Below are 22,269 nucleotides of genomic sequence, written 5' to 3'. Positions count from 1 at the left end.
TTTCGGATAACCAAGATGAGGGTAAATGTATCGGAACTCTCATAAACAAAAAATCACCCTCGCCACAGATAGTTGTAGTGAGGGTGATTTCGATAAAAGGGGAGCTTTGAACATCCCCCTTTCTATTTCTTTCCTTTCCTATTATTATCTCCCCACTCTATCCCGATACTCTGTAGGCGTCATTCCAACCTGTGCTTTAAAGCATTTACTGAAATAACGCGGATCATTAATGCCGACCATATACGAAATCTGGGTCATATTAAATTCTCCGATTTCTATTAATTGTGTAGCCCGCTTGATACGCATTTCTTTGATAAATTCAATCGGAGCCAATCCGGTAAGTGTTTTCAGCTTCTTGAAGAAGACAGAACGGCTGACAGCCAGTTCCCGAACCAAATCATCTACCACCAGTTCTCCATTATCCATGTTCTGCTCCATCAATTCAATCAATTTATCCATAAACTTACGGTCGTTGGGAGACATTTCGAGAGTTGTAGGTGGAGTTTCGGACACATCTTCTTCAGCAGACGGCATATCCGTAGCCACAGGCACTTCCTCCTGACCGGTAGAAATATTGATATGCATCAGACTATCCCGGTAGAAACTTTGCAGTTTCTTACGCTGCATCAACAGATTTTCCACACGTGCTTGCAGATAGGTAGCACTGAAAGGCTTCGTTATATAATCATCCGCACCATATTCCAATCCCTCCAGTTTGCTTTCAATCGTAGTTTTGGCAGTAAGCAAAATGATAGGTATATGGCTGGTCGTCATATCCGCACGCAGTTCACGCGTCATTTCGATACCGTCTTTTTCAGGCATCATCACGTCACTGATGATAATATCCGGCAGGTACTTCAAAGCCTTGTTTGCCCCCTCCTTACCGTCAGCAGCTTCCACCACCCGGTACATCGGAGAAAATATACTGCGCAAGAATTCACGTAACTCCTGATTATCTTCGACTAACAGCATCAATTCTTTGGAGTTCTCTTCTTTCGCAAATTCTTCCCCATACACATCATCAATCTTCTCCGAATCATCGCTTACCAACGTTTCAGACTGAATGGAAGAATTGGCAATATCCACTACCTGTCCCATTCTTGCCGGAGCATCCGCATCTTCCAGAATAAACTCGGCTTCCTTATCGTAATGTTCTTTTCCCTTGAGGAAATCGACTTTGAAGCAACTCCCTTCTCCCAAATGACTATCAACGGAAATAGTCGCTTTATGCATTTCCACCAACTCTTTCACCAATGAAAGTCCGATACCCGTACTAGCCTGATTGAAAAGATTCTTATCTACCAGATTCTCAAAACGGACAAACAGTGACTTCTTTTTGTTTTCTGCGATACCGATCCCCTGATCTTGCACACCGATAGAAACTGTCTTTTCATCTTCCCGGATAAACATCGTAATCATCTTGCCATTCGGCGTATATTTAAATGCATTGGAAAGCAAATTGAATACAATCTTTTCCAGCTTATCGGCATCCACCCAAAGATAAAGATGTTCCTTTTCGGTCTGGAACAGGAAATCAATCCGATGTTCCTCGGCCACAGCTTCAAAATTATCCATCACCTTACGGACGAAAGGTACAATATCCACCCGCTGCACCTGCATCTTCATCTTCTTATTCTGAATCTTGCGGAAGTCCAGAATCTGATTGACAAGACGGAGCATCCGATTGGTGTTCCGTTCAACCACCACTAACTGTTCGCGAGCATCAGCCGGCAATTTATCATTCTTCAAGACCTGCTCCACCGGACCAGCTATCAACGTAAGCGGAGTACGCAACTCATGCGATATGTTAGTAAAGAAACGCAGTTTTATATCTGAAATCTGCTGTTCGACCGAAACTTCATGCTTCAACCGATAAATAGTAAACAGGATATAAACGGCTACGAGAATAATAATCAGAATAAAAAGAACATAAAGCACATAAGCTACCGGCGTCTCCCAGAAAGAAGGCAGAATAACAATGTTCAGTATACGTTCATTATCCACCCACACACCATCACTATTCGTTGAACGAACACGGAGCACATACTCTCCTTTCGGAAGATTCGTATAAGTCACACTACGCTGCTTGTCGGCAAAAGTCCATTGTTTCTCAAATCCGTCGAGAATATAAGCATACTGTATATTCTGCGGATTAGTATAATCGAGTGCAGCGAAGTGAACGGAGAAAATATTCTCTTTGTGTGAGAGCACCAATGGGTCGGTATCGTCAATATCCACCTTCAACAAGGAGTTATCTCCGGGCGTAATATCCTCATTAGTCACCATCAGTTTGGAGAATACGATAGGTGGGATATAGCTACTCTTACGAATAGAGTCGGGATTAAATATAAAGACTCCCCCACTGGCACCGAAAAGCATACTTCCTTTAGCCGTCAATGTGGAAGCCGCTTCACTAAAGCGCACTGGGAAAGTAATACTACGTTCGTCGTAACTTTCAAAACGTTCTTCAGACGGGATAAATTTACAAATTCCATTCTCCGTACTAATCCATAAATTCTCCTTACTATCTTCGCGGGCAGAAAGCAAGACGTCGGAAGGAAGACCGTCCAGTACGGAATATGATTTGAACTCTCCGTGGCCGTCCTTACTGATAGATATCAGTTTGTTGAGTCCCCCACCGAAAGTAGCCAGATACAGTTCCTTTTTCTTAGTGGAAATAATCCAATGGACATCATTATTACTCAGACTTTGCGTATCGTTCGGCATACGGGAGAAATGATAAAACTGCACATCCTCCGGTTTCTTAAAGTTCTCATCAAAAGCAACAGCTCCCGTAGTTGTACCTACCCACAGGCGTCCATTATTATCGGAAGTAATGAAACGCGCTTTGTAGCAAGGATCAATCGGATACCCTTTCAGATTATTCCGGTGATTGATAAACAATGTCTTTCCTGCTTCATTCTGCGTGATATAATTGATACCTCCGGCAAAAGTAGCTACCCAAATACGACCATAATGATCTTCATAGATACAATACACATTATTATCGCTCAAACTGTACATATCCTCTTCACGATGAAGATAACGGGTCAGTTTATAAGACATTCCGTTGGAAGAAGTCGGCTCGGCACGGACAAGTCCGTCTCCTTTTGTTGCAATCCAGATGATTCCTTTCGAATCCTGAATAACAAAATAAACAGTTCCCAACATGGGAGTACCGGTAGTAGAAACGATGCCGCTTTCGGTCAGGTATCCTTTATAAGCTTTATCGGCATCATACATACGAAGCATACCATCTTTCAAGCCAACCCACAGATTACCCAGTTTGTCTTCGCACAGGGCACGTACCTCATTATGCAATGATTCATGTTCATGCGGCATGGGAGTCATCATCGCAAAAGGTACATTCCGATAAGTCACCTTCTCCAATCCCTTGGAGTGGGTGCAAAGCCATAAATTACCTTGTTTGTCGGAGAAAGCCGAATGAATCTTATTGGAAAAACGCCAGTCACGACTACCCAGTCCATTATAGAAAGGAACCAATCGTTTTTTTTGAGGATCGAAGTAAGAGAAACCTCCTCCATAAGGGTGTACCCAAAGATACCCGTTTACATCTTCATGGATATGGAAGGCCGGACGGGAACGTTCAGGATTACTGTATTCAATAAGAATCTGTTCACGGGTCACCACTCTGGTCGAGGGATTAAAATGGGCTACAACACCCGGTTCTTCCTGCTCGAACCACACTTCCGAAGAACGGTCTACATAAGCAGAAAGGATTGGTTTTGCGGGTAAAGCCTTACAAGTCAGGAATGAGTAATGCACATTTGTTTTGGTCCGCAGGTTATAAGTAAAGAAACCATCCGAATCGGTAGTAATTACAGAAACGTCCGGTGCAACGGGGTGAATGGAAGTGATCTGCCCTTTTGTAGGAAGTTCGATCAACGTAAATTCTCCGCTATCTTTCTGATAAGACCAGATACGTCCCTGATCCGAAGCAAAGCAGATGTCCTTATCCCGCTCCTGTACTGCATAGAAAGCCTGATTCATTCCGCCAAACTTTCCTTTTGTCTCCGTGAAATAGGAATCCGGTTCTTTCTTTCCGGGATGGATCATGCCGAGGCCGTTGTCTGTTAACAGCCAGTCATTGCCTGCTTTATCCTGATAAACTTTGAATACATGTAAAGAGGGAAACAGTTCCGTCTTACTGGAATAAATATCCCATGTCAGGCGATGATTCTCATTTGGATGAGTCAGGATGCGGATAGCTCCGTCATTTTCTGTCAGCAGCCAGACGGTTCCGTTCGGCATCACCTCAATGGTATGCACATTGAAAGCACTCCCCTCCTCTCCGGCAGCAGGTACTTGTTCGAAAGTCTCTGTCTTCGGGTCGAAACGATGGACACGATTATCATAAGTCAGTAGCCACAAAAAACCATAACGGTCTTCATAGATACGGTCTACGCGATTATTGGTCAGACTGATGTAATTTCCCTGACGAGCCTTATATGTTTTGAAGGTATAACCGTTGAAACGGTTGATTCCATCCCAAGTGGCAAACCAAAGGTTGTCTTTGTGATCTTGCAAGATGTTCATCACCGTATTTTGGGACAATCCATCTTCAGTAGAATAGTGGGTGAAAAAACAGTGCTGCTGCGCATGTGTCGAGAACACAATAGCTAGCAAAAGAATTACTGAAATTAAGGTTTTCTTCATCATATAACTAGGTTCTGTGCCGTAAAGATAGAAAAATAGTTGTACTTTTATGCAATCTTTAGCGGCTATTTAACAGAATCGAACCATTCTATAGGACAAGTGATCTATTGTCTTTTATATATCCATTGTTTTTTGCTTAGTAATTCATTTCTTTACATATTCGTCAAGTCAACGTTTCACTGTTATCAGTTTGTTTCCGTCCGCTACCGGACCCCATCCATCTTCGCCTGCCAGTACAGTCGTAATCTCGTATCCTTGCAGGTTTTTCAGTTGTTGGGAGAAAGCGGCACGCGCTTTCGGATTGGCTCCTTCGCCCCGACTCTCATATTCGGCATAGAAGACTGTATTTTCGTTCTCTTTCTTGCCCCAGTTATTCCAACCGACAGGGAGAATGTGTTTACCTAGTTCGCAACGGATAAATACAGCTTGCGCATACGGACGCCAGGGACGAGACAGATATACTTTTGTAGCTTCCGGTTCCGCAGTCAGTTTGCAATCATAGAATACATAGCCATATTTTTTTCCTTTATCTGTAGAGGGAGCGGTGACATAACCATCCCGTTTGCTATGAATGTGACAACGGTTGAAAACAGCCGTAGACCAGCCGAAGATAAAATCAACCGTTCCTTCGATGTAGCAGTCTTCATAATATTGGCGGCTTTGCTTGCTGTATGTATAGAGGGTATCTTGGAAGCCGAGGAAACGACAGTTCTTAAAATAGACACGATCGGCAGATACGAAACAGGCAACTGCTTGTCCTACGGGACCTGATGAGTTCTCGAATGTGATATTCTCCGCATAAAAATCGGGGGCGTAGATGTAACAGCTGGACGAACCGGAAGTTCCCATGTTCTCGCCAAATACATTTTTCTTGTTTGCAAAACCGTCATAAGTCAGTATCGCACCGTCTTCTCCAATCAAAGAGATATTAATCTTGGATTCAGGGATGATGAGTTTCTCTTTATAAGTTCCTTTACGAATCAGGATAGTGGTACGGACGTCTTTGCGAAAATCGGGAACAGCATTGATAGCTTCCTGCACGGTAAAGAAATCACCGCTACCGTCTTGGGCCACTACATAATCGAATTGACGGATATATTTCGCCAGTTCCGGAATTTCCTTGCCGATGGCATCCACTGCCAGTCCGGCAATTGTTCGTGCTCCGTATACGTTTAAATGAGTATTGTCTTCACGACCTTTCGGGAAAGCCGGCACCTGATTGGGTTCGACAAACATGAATAGTTTCTTTGATTCTACTGGTCCCAGTTCCTGCACCAGGTCGTGGGTGATTTTATTCATGTCGATGAAAGTCACTCCCAGTTCTTTTGCCACATTGCGGGGAGAATCCAGATAGGCGCCATGCGTATCGAATAAAACAGTTCCTTCTTTCGGTTGTTCCTTTTCCCCTGGTGTGCGGCGGACATCTTTTGCGATGGCATCATCCTTCGGCTGTACGAAATTTCGACGGACGATAGAGTTGAACAATACCGGTATTCCACCTTTGGCGCGGGTTTCATTCACATACCGACGAAGATTTTCATCAAAAGTACTGCCCGGATCGGTGTGACGGGTAGAGTCTGCTTTCTCATCATTATGGCCGAACTGAATAAAGACATAATCTCCTTTTTTCACTTTAGAAATTACTTTTTCCCAGCGTCCTTCGCTGATAAAGCTCTTAGAACTTCGACCGTTGGCGGCATGATTGTCTATCCGTATGTCTTCGGAGAAGAATCCGGGAAGTACCATTCCCCAACCACGTTCGGGATTTCCTCCGTCTATTTTCTTGTTAGCCATTGTCGAATCACCTATCATAAAGATAGTGATGACCGGTTTGTCTGCACGAAATGCAGAAAAAAGAATAAGAGCCGTTGCAAGTAGCCCTACCATTTTAACCCTAAGTGTTTTCATATTCTTCATCCCCTCTTACGAGTTTTATTTTTTGTTTTTATCTGCCACCTGCAACGTTTTGCTTGTATCTTACTTGCAATCAACTGATTGCAGCGTTGCAGATACTGTTGCAGATACCGTTGCAGATGTTTATCTGCAACACCTTATATAATCCTGTTTTGCACGCAGGCAAATTCAGTTTCCACGCATAGGAACTACAGTTTCCCCGGGAAGAAACGCTAGTTTCCACGTAGAGAAACTGCAGTTTCCTGCCTTGGAACAGGAGTTTTAAGCTAGGGAAAGCAAAGAGCCAAGCCCGGAAACAAAAATTTCAAGCTGCATAAACAGTCGGAAAACCTACGTATTTTTATTTATAGGGATACCAATTACTGCTTTCCTTAAAGATATTTTGCGGAGTATACTTCATTGCCTCCTTATTTGTCAACTGTTTAGCCCATGCCACACGCCCGGAAGTATCTGCGCCCGCACCCGTATTTCCGAATTCGGCATAACGGGCTGTCTTTTCGTTCTCCGGATTCTTCCAATTGTGCCATCCTTCGGGACGGATATGATTGCCAAACTCACAATTGATAAAGACCGTTGCCGCATAAGGACGCCACGGACGACCCAAATATACTTTTTTCACTCCCGGAGCGGCCGTCAACTTACAGTTTTTAAATACATAACCGAATTCTTCACTTTGAGGAGTGGAAGCGGCAGTGATATACGAATCACGTTTACTATGCAGTTCGCAATATTCGAATAGAGCGGTGGAAGGACCAAAAATAAAATCGGTAGTTCCCTCGATATAGCAATTTGTGAATAAGAGACGCGCTCCTTCGGTTCCTGTATAAATAGTATCCTGATTTCCCAGGAAACGGCAGTTGACAAACATCAGTCTGTCACCTTCGGTGTGAAGAGCTACCGCTTGCCCCAGTGGAGCCGCATTATTTTCAATCGTCAGGTCTTTGAAAGTGATGTCATTTCCCTCCACTTTTACCGTATAGGTGCGGAAAGTACCCATCTTATTGATATTGGCATGGTCATCATAAGTGATAATCGTTTTTTCTGCGCTTTCGCCCACTAATTGCACATTCTTCACCCAGGAAGGAATGACCAGTTTTTCTTTGTATATACCGTTCTTGATATAGATCGTCACCGTATAATCCATAAAAGCGCGGACAGCTTCCACGGCTTCCTGAATGTTACGATACTCCCCTGTCCCGTCGCGTGCCACGACTAATGTGTCTTTGCGTTGCTGTTGTTGTGCATAAACAGATGTTGCTCCCACAGCCAGTAGAAGCAAACACATCATTCCTTTAAAAATAGTCCTTTTCATTGTCGGAAATTACTTTTGTAAACGTTCGTATTCCAAGCTAGCCATAATAAAAGGTCCTACGGCTTTAGGATCGTTATTGCGGATAGTTTCATTAATATAATAGTCATAATCGCCGGAACGATAGACCTTTCCTCCCAATCCTGCCACTGCACAAGCCTTGGTGATGGTTACCAATCCGTTCTTGTCCACTTCGATAAAATTCTCCAGGAATCCTTTGTAGCCTTTCAATGCCACATCCAGATAAGACTTATCAATATATCCCAAACGAACCGCCTTAAAGAGCGAATAAATAAACATAGCGGAACAGGAAGATTCTACGTAATTACCCTTATCACCACTCCGGTCCATCACCTGATACCATCCTCCGGTCTTCGGATCCTGAAGTTTCTTCACCTGCACAGCTACATTATTCAATATATCAAGCAGGGAATCTCTCCCGGCTTCATGCTGCGGAATAAATTCGAGCACATCCACCAATGCCATCGCATACCATCCCATCGCACGTCCCCACGTATGTTTCGACTGTCCGGTCACCGGGTCCGCCCAACGTTGAGTGCGGCTTACATCGCACGCATGACGATAAAGACCATTTTTAGGATCGTACGTATGACGGGCACAAGTGACAAACTGGTTGATTACATCTGCATAGTCCTGCGGAAGATTATTACGGAATGCATATTCCGCGTAGAAAGGAGCTCCCATGTAAATTCCGTCCAGCCACATTTGGTGGGGATAAATCTTTTTATGCCAAAAACCACCGTCCTCATTACGCGGTTGTCCTTCAAACTGGCTATAAAGCAAGTCGAGCGCTTTCTTATATTTAGGATTCTTGGTCTGCTCATAGATACGGAAAAGGATTTTTCCGGAGTTGATACGGTCAAGACTGTAATCGGTTAATTTATAAGCGGTAATGCTTCCGTCCTCGTGCACCATTGTATCCGCATACGCGATGGCGTAATCGCGAATTTTCTTGTCGCCATAAGCGTCGTACACATCGAGCATGGCTCCCAGTTCAAGTCCGTGGCAATAATCCCACTTCAGTTTCGGTTGAAAGTCGAGCTGCCAGGATTCGGGGTAACGGATCATTTCCGATTCAGTCAGTCGCACAGACCAGGGAAGTTTGCTGTCTACCTGTTGTGCCGATACAGAAGCGGTCATTGTAACCAATAAAGCCACTATAAAAAAATTATAAAAAGGAGTTCGTCTCATGGTTTGTTATTTTAAGGATTCAACATAGTCTTTTTTCACGGTACGAAAGTAGTGTTTTTCCTCCAAACCCAGTGGGATTTTTTAGTCAAGTAGGTGCATTTTTTGTTTTTCGTGCACGGAAACGACTAATTTTGTGCACGCAAACGTCAAAAATGTCCATTTTTGATGCAATATCTCATAAATTAAGAGTTTCGTTTTGGAAGAAAGCAAAAAAGGTCTTACTTTTGGCACGGTTTACAACTAATACCCTCTGGGGAAACACAGGTAATTTATCATTAAAACAGAGAAAAAATAGAACAGAATGGAAGAAGTATTTAAGTACATTATCGGTCTTGGAGCGGCAGTAATGATGCCAATCATTTTCACGATTTTAGGAGTATGTATCGGTATTAAACTTCCCAAAGCGCTGAAGAGCGGTTTGTTGGTTGGTGTCGGTTTCGTTGGTTTATCAGTAGTGACGGCATTGCTCACCAGCAGTCTGGGTCCGGCATTAAGTAAAATGGTTGAAATCTACGGATTGGAATTGGGAATTTTCGACATGGGTTGGCCTTCTGCTGCGGCGGTAGCTTACAACACTTCAGTCGGTGCTTTCATCATCCCTGTTTGCTTGGGAGTCAATTTATTAATGTTGCTTACCAAAACAACCCGTACCGTTAATATCGACCTTTGGAACTATTGGCACTTCGCATTTATCGGTGCTATCGTCTACTTCGCTTCCGACAATATCTATTGGGGATTCTTCGCTGCCATCATCTGCTACATCATTACACTGGTAATGGCTGATATGACTGCTCCTGCTTTTCAAAAGTTCTATGATAAAATGGACGGTATCTCTATTCCTCAACCGTTCTGCCAAAGTTTCGTTCCGTTTGCTATTGTAATCAATAAACTATTGGATAAAATTCCGGGATTCGACAAGCTGAATATCGATTCTGAAGGTATGAAAAAGAAATTCGGATTGATGGGTGAACCGCTGTTCTTGGGTATCGTAATCGGTTGCGGTATCGGTGCATTGGGTTGTGCCAGCTGGAAAGAAGTATTGGATAATATTCCGGGCATTTTAGGACTGGGTATCAAGATGGGTGCGGTGATGGAATTGATTCCACGTATCACCAGCCTCTTTATCGAAGGTTTGAAACCGATCTCTGACGCTACCCGCGAACTGATCGCTAAGAAATATAAGAATAACACCGGTTTGAGTATCGGTATGAGCCCTGCACTGGTTATCGGTCACCCGACTACCCTGGTGGTATCTCTGCTGTTGATCCCTGTCACTATCTTCCTGGCTGTTATCCTTCCGGGCAACCGTTTCTTACCGCTGGCTTCTCTGGCAGGTATGTTCTACCTGTTCCCGATGATTCTGCCTATTACAAAAGGTAACGTAGTGAAATCATTTATTATCGGCCTGGTAGCATTGATTGTAGGTCTGTATTTCGTAACAGGACTGGCAGGCTTCTTCACACTGGCTGCTAAAGATGTATACGAAGCAACAGGTGACCCGACAGTAAACATCCCCGCCGGTTTTGAAGGTGGAGCACTTGACTTTGCTTCCAGTCTCTTCTGCTGGGGTATCTTCCACCTTACTTACAGTCTGAAGATTATCGGCCCTGCCATCCTCGTGGCACTGGCACTCGGAATGGCTATCTACAATCGTATCCGCATGACTAGAAACGATGCAAAGAACGCATTGAACAGTAATAAGGAATAAGTAGAAAAGCCTTTAACTGATTATAATAAGTGGTATATAATATATAACTCAATAAAAAACTCGAAAGATGAAAAAATTAGCAATTGCAATGATGTTGGGTATCGCAGCAATGTCTGCCTCCGCCCAGGTGAATTACAAGATGCAAGTGGCTTGCAGCCCGCAAGACGTGAAAACGTATGATACTAACCGCTTGCGCAGTAGCTTCCTGATGGAAAAAGTAATGGTTCCAAACGAAATCAACGTTACTTATTCTATGTACGACCGTCTGATCTTCGGTGGCGCAGTGCCTGCAACAAAAGAATTGGTACTTGAAACAATCGACCCGTTGAAATCTAAATTCTTCCTCGAACGCCGCGAACTGGGTGTCATCAACATTGGTGGCGAAGGTATCGTAACCGTAGACGGTAAAGAATATACGCTGAAATTCAAAGATGCTCTGTACGTAGGTAGAGGCAAGCAGAAAGTAACTTTCAAGAGCAAAGATTCCAGCAATCCTGCCAAATTCTACATCAACTCGGCTACTGCCCACAAGGAATACAAGACTCAATTGATTACTATCGACGGACGTAAAGGTTCTCTGAAAGCAAACTCATTTGCTGCCGGAAAGCTGGAAGAAAGCAACGACCGCGTTATCAACCAGTTGATTGTTAACAACGTACTTGAGGAAGGTCCTTGCCAATTGCAGATGGGATTGACTGAACTGAAACCGGGTAGCGTATGGAACACCATGCCGGCACACACTCACTCTCGTCGTGTAGAAGCATACTTCTACTTCAATGTACCGGAAGGAAATGCTATCTGCCACTTCATGGGCGAACCTCAAGAAGAACGCGTCGTATGGATGCAGAACGAACAAGCTATCATGTCACCGGAATGGTCTATCCACGCTGCTGCCGGAACAAGCAACTACATGTTTATCTGGGGTATGGCAGGTGAAAACCTCGATTACGGAGACATGGACAAGATCAAATATACAGAAATGCGCTAACCGTTGCGTATTCCTGTATTACATATAATTTTTCAGACGCAGATAACGCGGATAGCACGGATCAAAAAATAAGTATCCGCATTATCCGCGTCATCTGCGTCTAAAAGATTAGACTCATTTGCTCTTGATTCACAAACTCGTTTATCTTCTTTCTGTATTACCCCCAACGTTGCAAATGATAATGCTATGAGACATTTTTATATCCTTTGAAACAAATAGCATATATAATGCAACGAATAATACATGATTTTGACCAATTTTTACAAATAAAATTCAGTCGAAATACCGACCTTTGTCAACGAAACAAAATCTATTTAAATCCATTATCATGAATGCATTTCAAAAAACAGGCGAAAAGATGACAAACTACAGATGGACCATCTGTGCTATGCTATTTTTTGCTACTACAGTTAACTATCTCGACCGTCAGGTTCTCTCATTGACGTGGGATGAATTTATCAAACCGGAATTCCACTGGGACGAATCTCACTACGGTACTATTACTTCTGTTTTCTCCATTGTATACGCTATATGTATGCTGTTTGCCGGTCGTTTTGTCGACTGGATGGGAACTAAAAAAGGATTTTTATGGGCTATCGGTGTCTGGTCGGCAGGTGCTTGTCTTCATGCCGTTTGTGGTATTGTTACAGAAGCACAAGTTGGGCTTCATAGCGCAGCAGAACTGGCAGGTGCCACAGGAGATGTGGTAGTGACTATTGCTACGGTCAGTATGTACTGCTTCCTCGCCGCCCGCTGTATCCTCGCTTTAGGAGAAGCCGGTAACTTCCCTGCCGCTATTAAAGTAACCGCAGAGTACTTCCCTAAAAAAGACCGTGCTTATGCTACTTCTATCTTTAATGCCGGTGCATCTATCGGAGCATTGATCGCTCCTCTTACCATTCCTATCCTGGCGAAAATGTTCGGTTGGGAAATGGCATTTATCGTAATTGGTGGACTTGGCTTTATTTGGATGGGCTTCTGGATATTTATGTACGATGCCCCGTCGAAAAGCAAACATGTCAATCAGGCAGAGCTTGACTACATCGAGCAAGACCACCGCGAAGCAGGCAGTGCTCCAATGACAGACGAGAAAGATGAAAAGAGAATGAAGTTCTGGCAATGTTTCAGCTACAAACAAACATGGGCCTTTGTCTTCGGTAAGTTCATGACTGACGGCGTATGGTGGTTCTTCCTTTTCTGGACTCCGTCTTATCTGAATACACAATTCGGTATCAAAACCTCCGACCCGCTGGGTATGGCGTTGATCTTTACGCTTTATGCAGTGACTATGTTATCTATCTATGGTGGTAAATTACCTACTATCTTCATCAACAGAACAGGTATGAATCCGTATGCAGCCCGTATGAAAGCGATGCTAATCTTCGCCTTCTTCCCGCTGGTTGTACTGTTAGCACAACCGTTAGGTACTGTTTCTCCATGGTTCCCGGTTATCTTAATCGGTATTGGTGGAGCTGCTCATCAATCCTGGTCGGCCAATATATTCTCTACCGTAGGCGATATGTTCCCAAGAACAGCTATTGCAAGTATCACCGGTATAGGTGGTATGGCAGGAGGCGTAGGCTCTATGATTCTTCAGAAAGTGGCAGGTAACTTGTTCGTATATGCTTCCGGAACAACGATAGTTGACGGTCATGAGGTGGAAATGACGAAAGAGTTACTCGAACAAGGAGCACAATTCGTACACCCAGCCATGACATTCATGGGATTCGAAGGCAAACCAGCCGGATATTTCGTTATCTTCTGCGTATGTGCAGTAGCTTATCTGTTGGGTTGGGTTATCATGAAGGCATTAGTTCCGAAATACAAACCTATCGTATTAGAGTAGATCTATTCAAACAGATAGAATCGTTAAAAACAAAAGAGTAACTCGTCGCCGAGTTACTCTTTTGTTTTAACCAATTATTCAAAAAAATGAAAAATGAAAAAATAAAAAAGCCTCTTCTCACGAAGAAGGCTTTTTAGGTTTACTTATCCTGCATCATCCTCCTGCAAAATTTTTAACCGAAACACTAAAAACAGTGTTTTTGCATTCCTATAATGAAGTATAGTAAACGTTAAGATGAAAAAAAGGGAAGTCTCACGACTTCCACAATTCTTCTAACCTTAAATCTAAATCTCTATGAAAAAAACGTGTTGCAAATATAGGCGTTTGTTCAACATAGAGGTGTTAATGAATTGCATAAAGAGAGAATAAAAACTAACATCTGCAAAATGATGCAATTTTTCAGAAGCTTTCTATTAATTTTAATAAACTTTTATAGAGTGGATTGCGTTCGAGTAGTTCGGGAACTCCTGTAATGAACATCTGTTTTCTTGCACGGGTCAAGGCAACATTCAGTTTCCGGTCGATCAAAACACCCTCTTCTTCCGTCAGATTGGATAGAAATTTTAGTTGGTAAGGGTAGTTGACACAGAAGGAATAGATTATTACATCACGCTCGCTTCCCTGGAACCGTTCTACTGTGTCAACTAGAATTCGGTTCAGAGCTGGAATACCTAATGATTCTATTTCTTTTTTTATCAATGCTATCTGACTCCGGTAAGGGGTAATGATTCCTAAAGTACGGGATTCGTCAAAATCTGCCTGATGATCTTCATAAATGCGAACAGCTAAGTCGGCAACAATACGTGCTTCCGAATAGTTGATCTTTGCAGATGCTCCGGCCTTCTCCGGCACAGAGGGATAAAAAGCCAAACGACAGATAGTATCGGATGATTCTATTTGGTGAGGCAGGCCGACAGGGATCAGACGCCCTCCATAAAAGGCACGATTAGCAAACAAAGCAACTTCCGGATGCATTCGCCCTTGGCGGCACAGCATATCGTAGGAACGTTGAACCGTTGCAGTACAGTTCCGGTAGAGGCGTTCAAACAAGGAATCTTTCAGATTGGTCAACCCGATAGACAGTAAAGATTCATCATAAATGGCCGATTGCTCCGTATTTTGCTGTACGACAGCAGGCAGTTGCTTATGATCTCCGATCAACACAAACTTATCTATTGCATCTTTTCCGTCTTCTCCACGTGCACAGAGGATGCCTAACAACTGCGGTTCCAATATTTGGGTAGCTTCATCAATAATGGCTACATCAAAATGCTTCAAACAAAACAGTTCCGGTTTGCCGGAAATAGCCGCTACCGTTCCCACAATAATCCGACAATTCCGGATGCGTTCGTACACTTCCGAACGACGGTTACAAGAGGATAATTCATTTTCAATCAGATGCCCGCGGTAGGCTTCATCACATGACAATTCGCTTCCTACACGTATAAAATCAACAGCCGGAGCAATGGAAGCCAGCGACTTGCATATCTCATCGACAGCCCGGTTGGTGTATGAAAGCAAAAGAATCTGCGCATCTTTATCTGCATGAAAAGTCTCCACCATTTTCTTCAGGGCACATGAAGTTTTGCCTGTTCCCGGAGGCCCGATAAGAAGGAAATAATCCTGTGCGGCTTTTGCTTTCAGGGCGATTCGCGTAAAATCGTCTTCCGAACGGGAAATCATGGAATCCAATGATTCATCAAAACGAGGAGGACGCTGTGACAACAATAAGTCACGCCGCTCCTTCCTTGCAGAAAGATAAATATATAACCCCTGATACATCGAGCGGAATGTTGTATCCATTGTATCATGTTCTATCGCATAAAGGCTTTCGGCAGGAAGTACGGATGGATTCTGCTGGGTAGCACGTAAGCGAATACCTATTTCGTTTTCTGTCAGGTATTCAATATTACCCTTGAAAACCATTTTATTGGTAACGTTATCTGTATCGCGGTTACGTTCATAAAGGATAATGGCATCGCCTTGACGGAAATTAGGAAGAGAAGTCCCTGTTTCAAGAGCTTCACTTCTGACAGTCTTACTTGCAGAGGCTTCATTTCCAAGAATATCATTTCCAATAGCTTTATCTCCGGTAATGTCATTTACGGCAGCTTCATTCAACAAAGTTTTCCCAGCCTTTTCCTTTTTAAAGAAAGAAAAAGTAAGTCCGGCTTTATGTTCATCGGCCGCATGATTCTCCTTTATTTTCAAATCATAAATGATTTCTCCGGCCTCGCATTTCTCCGCTAATGTAGAAAGCCATAAAGAAGCTGCCCCGGTACGTCCTTCATAATCCACATCACCGGATTTTGAGGTATAAAGTTCCTTTGTAATAAAGTTATACACCGCATAGAAGTAATTCTTTTCCAGTGGAGAAAGAGCTTTCAGTTTCGATTGAAAGTTATCAATAGAGGGACGCAGGTATGTTTCCCAAAAACGTCCTTTCAATCCTCGTTCATTCAAGGTGGAGGCATTGATTTCTTCCAGTTTTTGTGCCGTATATTCCAGACTGTTTCGCAATTGGACGCCATATTCATCGGCCACAATGCGGTTACGCAAATCAATCACCCGACGTACCATCGCCCATGAAGGACGGGAGGGATAAAGAAGCGGATAACGGGTATAAAGCAAATAGGTTTTCACTTTCCGGTGATCCATTCCCATTGAATATTGCAAGACTGCTTGATAAAGTAACATCTGTACTTTATTATTCTCCTTCGGCTCTACCTTGCCCCGGATAGCGTATTCATCCGCCTTGCCGGATTTCATTTCTATGAAAGAAGACATGTCCCGCTGCATATAGTCGAGACGTCCCTGAAGTCCGAGTGCTTCACAGATATAAGACGGTTCGAGCACGGCATCTGTCTTGTCCAGTTCATAACCGGCTGCATGAAAGGTATCATTGACCGTTTCACGAATATGATCGAAGTGCAGTTTGCAGTCCTCAAAGAATTGGCGTTCTTTCTCTTTGTCGCGCAAATCGGAACAGGCAGCCAACTCAATAGGATAACGCCGGAAGGCTTTCTGCATACAGGTACGATAATCTATGTCTTCACTCTTCGCATGAATCCATTCGTCCAGGAAAAGATTGGCTATATTTCCCAGTAACAGAGGCCGGGCATTTTCAATCGGTTGAAGGCGGGAAAGAAAATAATTGGCTGGATGATGCCCGTAATCACGGAAACACTCTGCCAAAGAACTGATGTCAAGTAAATAATCCGGTTCGAGTACAATGAAAGAAGGAGTCAGGATTCCCGCCTCATCCACTGCAACATCCAATAAATTGACCTGGGCATGACGCCAAAGCAGTTTGCACGTTTCTGCAAACTCTTCATTGATTTGAGGAATATTATAACGAACTAAATATGGTTTCTCCGAGACTTCGTCCAAGGGAGTCACATACAAATATTGCTCGTCGGCATACTGGAAGCAGACACGTATCCGCTGCACTCGTTCGCGGGCAGGAGGCGCAACCAGGTAGGTGGCATCCGCACGCGGAAGTAGCCGGTATAGTTCCAAGGGAATATCTTCTTCCAAGAGTTTACGAATAAAGAAAGCTAATGTTTTCGCATCGCGCAAGAGTTGTTCCCGGTTGGGCTCCTGCTGGCGGTTCAAGATAGCATTCGAAGTGAGCCGGAAAGTATGCAGCCGGTTCTGCTCTGCAACAGAGAGACCGACCTTAGCCGCCACAAAACTGATTCGTGCGGAAAGGTCGGTCATCTGTAAGCTTTCGTTTTGCATTTGCGCGCGACAAATACGCTCCAGCAAGTCGCGCATTTGCTTATATCCTACGGCAAGATAAGCATCTTCCGTCCGGCAAACTGCTAAAAGGATTTCATAAGATTCTATCGCTTCACTCTTCGGACAGGGCAACTTCATCTCCAGCTTCATCTTCAACTTCCTCTTCTGTTTTCTTCTTGTCCTTTATCATCAAAATACTCATCTCGTACAACAGATAAAGCGGAATAGCAACAACACTCAAGGTGAACGGGTCTCCCGTCGGAGTAATAATAGCAGCAGCTATCACTATGACGACAACCGCATGACGGCGGTATTTCCGCAGGAAGGACTTGTTGACCACTCCCATTAAAGAAAGCAACCATGTAACCAATGGAAGTTCAAAAGCCAATCCCATGCAGAGAATCAGCATCATAAAATTGTCGATATAAGAATTGAGCGACAGGATATTCTCCACTTCCGAACTCAACTGATAAGTAGAAAGGAAACGGAGAGTCAACGGATAAACCATAAAGTAGCCCAACAGTACACCGATGAAGAACATCAGTGTTCCGATAGTCAATGCTTTACGCACGCCCTTTCTCTCATTCGGATAAAGGGCGGGATTGATGAAACGCCATATTTCAAAAAAGATATAAGGCATAGCCGTCACCACCGACATCCAAAATGCTGTCGACATGTGAATAAAGAAAGGAGCAGCCAAGTTGATATTGACCAGCTTCACATAAAATTGTTGCGTGAAGAAGTCATCGGTCAAATCAAATGTTTTACCGATATGCCGTAATAAATCGTAGAATATGAAATCATTGTGGCAAGGCGCAAGTATCACATGGTCGAAGAGGTAGGGCATAGCAATAAAATAGCCTATTGCCAATACAAACCAAACTCCAACTACCCGAAAAAGTACCTTACGCAATTCGTCCAAATGATCCCAAAAGGTCATTTCTGCCATCCGTATGTTGTGCTCTTTTAGTTCTTAGAAGGATCTACTGGTTTGTCCAACTCGTCTTTAGCCTTGTTTATTTCATCTTTCGCTTCGTTTACACCGTCTTTGAAGCTCTTTACGCCTTTGCCTAATCCGCGCATCAGTTCAGGAATTTTCTTTCCACCAAAAAGAAGAAGGATAACCAAAGCGATAATAATCCATTCGGAACCACTGGGCAAAAAGCCTAACAATAATAAGTTTGTCATAAGTTTATTTGATATAAGAGGTTTTTAATAGTTGCTGCAAATATAATCATTTTCACCACAGATTACACGGATTCACACAGATTTATAGCTTATCTTTCGATTTATTGCTACTATATATTCTCTTCAATCTGTGTGAATCCGTGTAATCTGTGGTGAATTAATCCTGATAATATACCCGTTTCACCCGTGTCGATATACTTGTCAACACTTCATAAGGAATCGTTTCCAGCTTATCGGACAACACCGTAATCGGCAGATCATCACCGAAGATAATAGCCTGATCGCCTTCCCGACAATCAATATCCGTCACATCAATCATGCAGACGTCCATACAGATATTCCCCACATAAGGAGCTTTCTTTCCGTTCACCAGGCAATAGGCGTTGCCGCGTCCCAAGTGGCGGTTCAGTCCATCCGCATAACCGATAGGAATAGCTGCAATGCGTGAAGGGCGTACCAAATGCCCCATCCGGCTATATCCTACCGTATCTTCTTGAGGAACATCCCGGATCTGAAGGATGGTGGTCTTGAGCGTACTTACATTATGTATTATCGAATTGTCTATCGGGCTGACTCCATAAAGTCCGATTCCCAAGCGCACCATATCGTACTGTGCTTCGGGGAAACGCTCGATTCCTGCCGTATTACAGATATGACGGAGAATCTTATGAGAGAAGGCGGCCTGCAATTCTTGCGAACCTTTCTCGAACAATTCAATCTGTCCGCGGGTGAAAGCGTCGAACTGTGACGAATCACTTCCTACAAAATGAGAGAATACCGAACGGGGAATCACCGCGCTCTGATTCTTCAGACGACGGATAAGCAATGGAATATCCTCTACCGCAAAGCCCAAACGGTGCATACCTGTATCAAGTTTCACATGAATGGGGAAGTTGGTGATTCCTTCTTTCTCCGCAGCTTTGATGAGTGCGTCGAGCAGATGGAAATTATAGACTTCCGGTTCCAGTTTATAATCAAACATGGTTTTGAATGCAGTAAGTTCCGGGTCCATAATGATAATAGAGGCGGTAATGCCTGCCTTGCGGAGTTCGGAACCTTCGTCAGCAACGGCTACAGCCAGATAATCAACATGGTGTTCCTGTAAACTCTTGGCAATTTCATACGAACCGGCTCCGTAAGCTGATGCTTTCACCATACAGATCATCTTTGTTTCCGGATGGCGAAGCATAGAACGGTAATGGTTCAAGTTGGCTACCATCGCCCCGAGATTTACTTCAAGAATGGTTTCATGCACCTTCAATTCGAGGGCTTCGGATACCAAATCAAAGTTGAACACGCGGGAACCTTTCACCAGAATCACTTCCGAATGAAGCGATTTAAGTATATTGGATGCAAGGAGTGCTTCTGTATTAGGGAAGAAGTAGCGTTCGAGATCATCATCAAAACGAGCGGAACAAGAAGATATCTCCTGCCCTACACCAATCAGTTTATTAATCCCTTTGCTCTGTACCAATTGTGCTACACGCCGATAAAGCGTAGCGGTACTTTGTCCGGTTTCCAGTATATCCGACAGGATAAGCGTCCGTTTCAAGCCTTTCTTTTCCGAGCGGCGTACAAGGAAATCGAGAGCAATATCCAATGATGCCAGGTCTGAATTGTAGCTATCATTAATCAGTACACAGTTATTCTTCCCCTCTTTCACCTCCAGACGCATGGCAATCGGTTCGAGACGGGCCATCCGCTCGGTTATCTGGTCGGCAGGTGTCATCAGGTAAAGACAAGCTGCCAGACAATTCAGTGCATTTTCAATGGAAGCGTCATCGATGAAAGGGATACAGAAAGTATTATCCATCTCCAGATAACGATAAGATATAACGGTATGATCTTCTTTTTTGGTCACACGGCTGATATACAACGGGCGTTCAATGTCGGTACGGCTCCAAGCAATCTCACGTGCCGTCAGCATTGATTTTGCGACACAATTACTGATTAACTCGTTATCACCATTGTAAATCACGACATCACAGTCTTTGAAAAGCGTCAGCTTTTCCATGCATTTCTCCTGCAAGGAGAAGAAGTTTTCCTGATGGGCACCACCGATATTGGTCAGAATACCAATAGTAGGCTTAATCATTCGTTTCAAAGCTCCCATCTCCCCCATCTCGGAAATGCCGGCTTCGAAAATACCCAGTTCGGCTTCTTCAGAAAGTTGCCACACAGAAAGTGGGACTCCGATCTGCGAATTATAACTGCGTGGAGAACGAACGATGCAACGATCCGGGCTAAGCAACTGGTGCAACCACTCCTTCACAATGGTTTTTCCATTACTGCCGGTGATACCGATCACAGGGATCTTAAATTTATCACGATGTGTTTCGGCAAGCTTCTGCAAAGCTTTCAGAGGATTGGGAACGATGAGGAAGTTGAGAGTTGAGAGTTGAGAATTGAGAGTGGGCTGCGCACCATCATGCTGCATAGAACTCTCAACTCTCAACTCTCCATTCTCAACTTCTTTAAAGTCTTCTTCCGTAATTACAAAATTACGTACGCCCCGGTCATATAAATCGGGGATATAACGGGCTCCGCTGTTTCGTTTGGTAGTTAAAGCAAAAAAAAGAGTTTCTTCCGGAAAACTCAAAGAGCGGCTGTCTGTTAGCAGCCAATCAATAGTCGCTTTATGTTTGCCCACACGGCGGGCACCGATACTTTTGGCTATGGATTCAATCGCATATGACATAGTTCTGTTTCTTTTTGAAAATCTAAGTACGGGTATTTTCCAATAAGTCGTTCTATTTTTAACACTATTTGTCCTAAAAAGCGTTGATACGCTTCTGACTCGGGATGAAAGGGTTTGTGCGCCAAGTCCCGGCGGATGTCTTGCACAGCTACGATAACCTGCTTTGTTTCAGGAGAAAAGAAGGTTTCGGAGAAGCGTTCCCACAGGTAACGAATCGCCAGAGGAGACGGATGCAACATATCGTCGGCATAGAAGCGATAATCACGTAATTCGTCCAATATGATTTCATAAGAGGGGAAATAGAACACTCGTTCCGGGAACAGTTGTTGCAATCGGTCGATGGCGAGTAGCAGAGTCGATTTGCTTAACTGGTTGGCGTGCATCCCGTCGCGTATATGACGGATCGGGCTGACTGTAAACAGCCATTTTAGTTCCGGATTCCGGGCGGCCATTTCGGTGATGAGTGCTGTATAATCTTCTACAATTTCTTCAACAGACAGAAGCCTACGATTAAATTTATTCTCAGGCAGTTTATGACAGTTAGACACTACCTTTCCCGTTTCTTTCTGCTCATAAACATAAGCAGTTCCAAAAGTCAACATCAGCCAGTCAAGTTTTTGCATAGCCTGATGAACTTGTAACAGCCGAATATTGATATTCTGCAATGTACTTTCCAAGGTAGGTCCAGAAAAAAGACCATGATGCATAGGACTATGCCAAAGGTCATTATGGAAAAACAAGTCACCCTTCTTATATACTTTTCTTTTTAAGATTTCAATCAGAACAGCAGAAAGAGAAGAAGGGTTGTAAAGAATACCAAAAGGATTCAAATCTAATTGAAATTTGGCATCTTTCAAAAAATTCCCTACATTTTGGACAAAGCAAGATCCCATCATGAGTATTTGTCCGGCATGAGTAATAGGCGGTAAACCAACAGGTAACTCTATTTGTGTACGGAAATCCATATTATTTTCTCTTTAAAAATTTC

12 protein-coding genes are annotated in these 22,269 nt (G+C 43.5%); 3 read left to right on the top strand and 9 right to left on the bottom strand.

The genetic code is table 11. The annotated features are described in order from the left end of the window. Nucleotides 1-144: 144 nt before the first annotated feature. The 4 genes from KQP79_RS00335 to KQP79_RS00320 all read right to left on the bottom strand — a co-directional run bounded on the left by KQP79_RS00335 (nucleotide 145) and on the right by KQP79_RS00320 (nucleotide 9,112). On the bottom strand, nucleotides 145-4,680 hold the full coding sequence (locus tag KQP79_RS00335) for a two-component regulator propeller domain-containing protein (protein ID WP_022199668.1): 4,536 nt from the start codon (nucleotides 4,678-4,680) through the stop codon (nucleotides 145-147). 165 nt (nucleotides 4,681-4,845) lie between these two features. Beyond that, entirely contained in the window at nucleotides 4,846-6,594 is a 1,749-nt protein-coding gene (locus KQP79_RS00330) for a pectinesterase family protein (RefSeq protein ID WP_061448038.1), read from the bottom strand. A gap of 337 nt (nucleotides 6,595-6,931) precedes the next feature. Continuing rightward, entirely contained in the window at nucleotides 6,932-7,903 is a 972-nt protein-coding gene (locus KQP79_RS00325) for a pectinesterase family protein (RefSeq protein WP_138343445.1), read from the bottom strand. A 9-nt stretch (nucleotides 7,904-7,912) separates the two neighbouring features. Next, nucleotides 7,913-9,112 (bottom strand): glycoside hydrolase family 88 protein, encoded by a 1,200-nt coding sequence (locus KQP79_RS00320; protein WP_032844441.1) that lies wholly within the window; start codon nucleotides 9,110-9,112, stop codon nucleotides 7,913-7,915. Nucleotides 9,113-9,413: 301 nt separating this feature from the next. On the opposite strand from KQP79_RS00320, the gene KQP79_RS00315 reads away from it, so the two are divergent. The 3 genes from KQP79_RS00315 to KQP79_RS00305 all read left to right on the top strand — a co-directional run bounded on the left by KQP79_RS00315 (nucleotide 9,414) and on the right by KQP79_RS00305 (nucleotide 13,654). After that, on the top strand, nucleotides 9,414-10,820 hold the full coding sequence (locus KQP79_RS00315; RefSeq protein ID WP_004301502.1) for a PTS galactitol transporter subunit IIC: 1,407 nt from the start codon (nucleotides 9,414-9,416) through the stop codon (nucleotides 10,818-10,820). A 67-nt stretch (nucleotides 10,821-10,887) separates the two neighbouring features. Next, nucleotides 10,888-11,808: a 5-dehydro-4-deoxy-D-glucuronate isomerase gene (gene kduI, locus KQP79_RS00310; RefSeq protein ID WP_004324875.1), complete on the top strand. Its 921-nt coding sequence runs from the start codon at nucleotides 10,888-10,890 to the stop codon at nucleotides 11,806-11,808. Between the two features lie 328 nt (nucleotides 11,809-12,136). After that, nucleotides 12,137-13,654: an MFS transporter gene (locus tag KQP79_RS00305; RefSeq protein ID WP_061448036.1), complete on the top strand. Its 1,518-nt coding sequence runs from the start codon at nucleotides 12,137-12,139 to the stop codon at nucleotides 13,652-13,654. 399 nt (nucleotides 13,655-14,053) lie between these two features. Here KQP79_RS00305 and KQP79_RS00300 read toward each other — a convergent pair whose 3' ends face one another. From KQP79_RS00300 to KQP79_RS00280, 5 genes are all read right to left on the bottom strand, one after another. Beyond that, the gene (locus tag KQP79_RS00300) at nucleotides 14,054-17,545 is read right to left on the bottom strand and encodes an AAA domain-containing protein (RefSeq protein ID WP_138343441.1); all 3,492 of its coding nucleotides are present in this window, start codon (nucleotides 17,543-17,545) and stop codon (nucleotides 14,054-14,056) included. Next, nucleotides 17,508-18,344, bottom strand: a complete 837-nt coding sequence (gene tatC, locus KQP79_RS00295; RefSeq protein ID WP_004301498.1) for a twin-arginine translocase subunit TatC — start codon at nucleotides 18,342-18,344, stop codon at nucleotides 17,508-17,510. Before tatC ends, KQP79_RS00300 begins: the two co-directional genes overlap by 38 nt. Before the next feature lie 17 nt (nucleotides 18,345-18,361). Next, a complete protein-coding gene (gene tatA / locus KQP79_RS00290) occupies nucleotides 18,362-18,583 on the bottom strand; it encodes a twin-arginine translocase TatA/TatE family subunit (protein WP_004301497.1) in 222 nt (73 codons plus the stop codon). A 157-nt stretch (nucleotides 18,584-18,740) separates the two neighbouring features. Next, the gene (locus KQP79_RS00285) at nucleotides 18,741-21,281 is read right to left on the bottom strand and encodes a bifunctional UDP-N-acetylmuramoyl-tripeptide:D-alanyl-D-alanine ligase/alanine racemase (RefSeq protein ID WP_049701911.1); all 2,541 of its coding nucleotides are present in this window, start codon (nucleotides 21,279-21,281) and stop codon (nucleotides 18,741-18,743) included. Continuing rightward, the gene (locus tag KQP79_RS00280) at nucleotides 21,257-22,246 is read right to left on the bottom strand and encodes a GSCFA domain-containing protein (protein ID WP_138343437.1); all 990 of its coding nucleotides are present in this window, start codon (nucleotides 22,244-22,246) and stop codon (nucleotides 21,257-21,259) included. The genes KQP79_RS00285 and KQP79_RS00280 overlap by 25 nt, the downstream gene beginning before the upstream one ends. Nucleotides 22,247-22,269 lie beyond the last annotated feature (23 nt).

This window comes from Bacteroides sp. DH3716P, from assembly GCF_025914115.1.
GTDB classification, from domain to species: Bacteria; Bacteroidota; Bacteroidia; order Bacteroidales; family Bacteroidaceae; genus Bacteroides; species Bacteroides ovatus.
The sequence above is the reverse complement of the archived record's forward strand: the minus strand, read 5'-3'. Positions and strand labels throughout refer to the sequence as shown.

Coding starts and splice junctions, on each gene's coding strand:
- KQP79_RS00335 (WP_022199668.1), bottom strand. CDS start 4,680: ATGATGAAGAAAACCTTAATTTCAGTAATTCTTTTGCTAGCTATTGTG.
- KQP79_RS00330 (WP_061448038.1), bottom strand. CDS start 6,594: ATGAAGAATATGAAAACACTTAGGGTTAAAATGGTAGGGCTACTTGCA.
- KQP79_RS00325 (WP_138343445.1), bottom strand. CDS start 7,903: ATGAAAAGGACTATTTTTAAAGGAATGATGTGTTTGCTTCTACTGGCT.
- KQP79_RS00320 (WP_032844441.1), bottom strand. CDS start 9,112: ATGAGACGAACTCCTTTTTATAATTTTTTTATAGTGGCTTTATTGGTT.
- KQP79_RS00315 (WP_004301502.1), top strand. CDS start 9,414: ATGGAAGAAGTATTTAAGTACATTATCGGTCTTGGAGCGGCAGTAATG.
- kduI (WP_004324875.1), top strand. CDS start 10,888: ATGAAAAAATTAGCAATTGCAATGATGTTGGGTATCGCAGCAATGTCT.
- KQP79_RS00305 (WP_061448036.1), top strand. CDS start 12,137: ATGAATGCATTTCAAAAAACAGGCGAAAAGATGACAAACTACAGATGG.
- KQP79_RS00300 (WP_138343441.1), bottom strand. CDS start 17,545: ATGAAGCTGGAGATGAAGTTGCCCTGTCCGAAGAGTGAAGCGATAGAA.
- tatC (WP_004301498.1), bottom strand. CDS start 18,344: ATGGCAGAAATGACCTTTTGGGATCATTTGGACGAATTGCGTAAGGTA.
- tatA (WP_004301497.1), bottom strand. CDS start 18,583: ATGACAAACTTATTATTGTTAGGCTTTTTGCCCAGTGGTTCCGAATGG.
- KQP79_RS00285 (WP_049701911.1), bottom strand. CDS start 21,281: ATGTCATATGCGATTGAATCCATAGCCAAAAGTATCGGTGCCCGCCGT.
- KQP79_RS00280 (WP_138343437.1), bottom strand. CDS start 22,246: ATGGATTTCCGTACACAAATAGAGTTACCTGTTGGTTTACCGCCTATT.